The organism is Ornithinimicrobium cerasi (assembly GCF_003702705.1).
Lineage (GTDB): Bacteria > Actinomycetota > Actinomycetes > Actinomycetales > Dermatophilaceae > Ornithinicoccus > Ornithinicoccus cerasi.
The window spans coordinates 1-3,182 of sequence record NZ_QZMN01000042.1 but is presented as its reverse complement, the minus strand read 5'-3'; the positions used below and the strand labels follow the sequence as shown (position 1 = coordinate 3,182).

Annotated in this window: 2 protein-coding genes and 1 pseudogene; 1 reads left to right on the top strand and 2 read right to left on the bottom strand. The window is 66.6% G+C overall.

Annotated features, from left to right (window positions below):
- Nucleotides 1–67: 67 nt before the first annotated feature.
- Nucleotides 68–277, bottom strand: a pseudogene (locus D4B81_RS17600) (IS5/IS1182 family transposase); the annotation flags it as partial.
- Nucleotides 278–425: 148 nt separating this feature from the next.
- On the bottom strand, nt 426–1,406 hold the full coding sequence (locus tag D4B81_RS17595) for a trypsin-like serine protease (protein WP_161965294.1): 981 nt from the start codon (nt 1,404–1,406) through the stop codon (nt 426–428).
- A gap of 846 nt (nt 1,407–2,252) precedes the next feature.
- Between D4B81_RS17595 and D4B81_RS17590 the strand changes: the two genes are divergently transcribed.
- The gene (locus D4B81_RS17590; RefSeq protein WP_122263958.1) at nt 2,253–3,023 is read left to right on the top strand and encodes a methyltransferase domain-containing protein; all 771 of its coding nucleotides are present in this window, start codon (nt 2,253–2,255) and stop codon (nt 3,021–3,023) included.
- Nucleotides 3,024–3,182 lie beyond the last annotated feature (159 nt).

The window sequence follows — 3,182 nt, the reverse complement described above, 5'->3', positions numbered from 1 at the left end:
ATCTTGCTCGGGAGGTACGCCACTTTCACGTCACCCCGCCGAGAGCCATCCACAGGTTCTGATCATTGCTCTGCAGCACCAGCACCGAGGCGATTACCTCCGGCGGGACCGAGGGCCGGCCCCGCCCCGAGGGGAACAGGTCAACGAACATCTCCGCCGGGAACAACCGCAACCGGTGCTCGGCCAGGAACGCGAACACGCTCCCCGCCGGCAACAGATGCCCCGCCAACGCCTCCACGTCCAACAGCTGCCGCTGCCGATCAGCCTCACCCTGCATGAGAGAAGGATCTCAACCGGGACCCGATCAGTATCCGCGGCGCGCGGATTAATCAGCGCGCTCCTAGGCGTTGAGCAGACTGGACGTAGAGACTGCCGGGCGCGGCTTTGGCCACGCCCGGCAGTGGGCTCGCGATGCGACGCTTGACTCAGCGGGTGTTCTCGATGATCCAGTCCAGCACTATGGGCTGGTCGATGCGGTGGTTCAGGCTGGTCTTGCGACCGCAGAGCACGCCATCGCGACCCATGCTGTAGCCACCTGTGTGCACCGCGACGATCGTGTCGGTGGCGCCCCACAGGACCGGGGAGCCCGAGTCGCCCCCGCAGGCGCCTCCGTGGATCGGGGAAGGCACGTTGTTGACGATGAACCACGTTTCGTGGAACAGCCCGCTGGTGGAGCCATTGCCCGGCGCGTAGCGCTGCACCGCCATCTTGCGCTCCCAGGTGATCGCACGCCGTGGTGGGCCGTCACCCACGACCGCGCCCTGGATGCCGTAACCCACGTCCGTGAAACGTTGGCTGACCTGGCCGTTGCTGTCGATGATCGGCTGCAGCTGGCCGGCCTGCGGCAGGTCCGCAGGCGCGATGCCCGTCACCGGCTCGTCGAGGTAGAGCAGGCCGTAGTCGTAGGTGAACGGCCACTCGGCGTCGACGTAGTCGGGGTGGGTCAGCCACTCGGAGGCGGTGTACCAGTCTGAGGCGTCGACCGGCAGCCAGTCCTCGTCCACCTCGGCCTGCGGGTCGAAGCTGACCAGGATCTGCTCGACCTCGAGGCTGTCCCAGCCGTCGGTGCAGTGACCGGCCGTCAGAATCGTTCGCTCCGAGACCAGCGCGCCACTGCAAAACGTGAGCCCTGGAGCCAGCAGGAGTGCCACGTAGGGGTGTCGGTCGCCGTCCGGCTGACCGCCCGTTATCGCGTGCGCCGGGGTGCCCATCAGGCCGAGCAGCACGGCCAGCGCCACAAGCGGCATCAGGGCTCGCCCCAGTCGGGTGCGTGGCGCGCTCGCGAAGGCTGCCCCCGCGCCCTCAAGTGTCTTCATCTTGATCCCTTCGTCAAGGCCGGGCACCGTCGCCCGGGCAAGTTCAGCGTCCTCCGGGCAACCCGATCTGTCCACCGTTCCCGGATCCACGCGTAGACGCATCGGGGCACCCCGAGCGGACCGCTATAGCCGGTGCGTCCGGGCCCGTTCGCGGCCTTGCGTCCAGGGTTAACGACGGCGTGTAAGACCAGTGCCCGCCTCAATCAGCCTTCGCCACATTCAGACATCCTTATCTCACCCCGAGCGAGAGACGCAACCAGCGGCATTAGAGTGAGTGACGTCCTGTGGCAACCGCGCCACTTCTCAGTGACACACGCTTACTTGATGAGGCCGGGCGGCAGCGGGAGCGGTGGGACTTGCCTGACGGTGCCTTGGACGTGGCCAGCGGCGCCCCCGACGAGCTAGTGAGAGCCGCAGAGCGGGAGGGAGTCGATGTGCCGGATTGACGCCTTCCCAGCTGTGAGAGCCTCGCCGTATGACTCGACTCTTAATCGCGACTTCGCCGAGGTCGACGTGGATCACCGCGGTGGACGCCGAGACCGCACGCAGAGTTCGCGGTCTGCTTGGGGATTCTGCCAGGGAGGCTAGCCGTTGGGGAGAGGAAGGCCCGCTCACGGTGGACGTCGGCAATGGCGTCGAGGCGATGGAAGCCGGATCGGTCCTGATTGGTGCCGGCTACTCCTTCGCTTGGCACCCGGACCAGGACCCAAGGAATCGACAAGCCACTGCTTGGGGTATCCCGGTCGAAAATTCCTGATCTCTGGCCTTCTGGTGGTGCTGAGCCACTGCCTTCGATACGGACCGACCCTGCGTTTCACGCTCTGCGGCATACAGGGATGACTCGTGTGCCTACGGCGAGGCCTCGGTAGCTCAGGCGGGCGCTGAGCGCGGCCGGGCCGCAGACCCGAACTGCCTTCCTATGCGTAGTCTGCTCGTGTGCCTGATCAAGTAGGTCCCGACCCGAGGCACTTCAACGCTCATGCCGCGGTCTATGACCGCGGGCGGCCACCATATCCGCAGGTGTTGTGGGACCGGTTGGGTGAGCTCCGCGTGCTCGGCGCCGGCACTCGGGTCGTGGAGCTAGGTGCTGGCTCCGGACAGGCAACCGGACCCATGCTGAGGGCCGGTGCCACGGTCACAGCGGTCGAGCCGGGCCCTGCTCTCGCCGCGCTTCTAAAGCAACGTTGGCCTGAGGTCATCGTGTACCTGGGCACGGCGGAAGCGGTGGTACTGCCAGATGCTGCCTTCGACTTGGCCGTCGTCGCGACGGCGATCCACTGGTTCGACCTTCCCGTAGTCCTGCCGAAGCTGCACCGCACCGTTGTTCCCGGTGGTCACCTCGCTGTTTGCCGGACCGCGTTCGGCAATCCCGCGGCGCCCCTCACGGCATTCCGGGAACGCGTCAGCCAGATCGCGGCACGCCGCACACCGGTCCCGTCCGGATCCACACCAGGCGAGCTGGACACGGCCTCATGGGCTCGCCGGCTGACGGCCAGCGGGCACTTCGTGACCACGCACGTGGAAGAGTTCGCGTGGACCGTTGAATTGACGACCGCACAGGTCAAGGACCTATTCACTACGTTCAGCAACTGGACCGCCGCCGAAGTCGAAGAGGCAGCATGTGCTGTCGAAGACCTCGGCGGCATGGTGCTCGAGCACTACCTCACCCCACTCATACTGATGAGGCGCGCCGCAGGAGCGCACTAGCGTCGCGCGAGAGCCACGTGCACCCGCAGCGGCAATGTCGGACGAGCGTAGCCGTCCTCCACGCGGCAGTAGCGTGCGGCCACGCTCACCGCGGCAATGTCGGACGAGCGTAGCCGTCCTCCCCGCGGCAATGTCGGACGAGCGTAGCCGTCCTCCCCG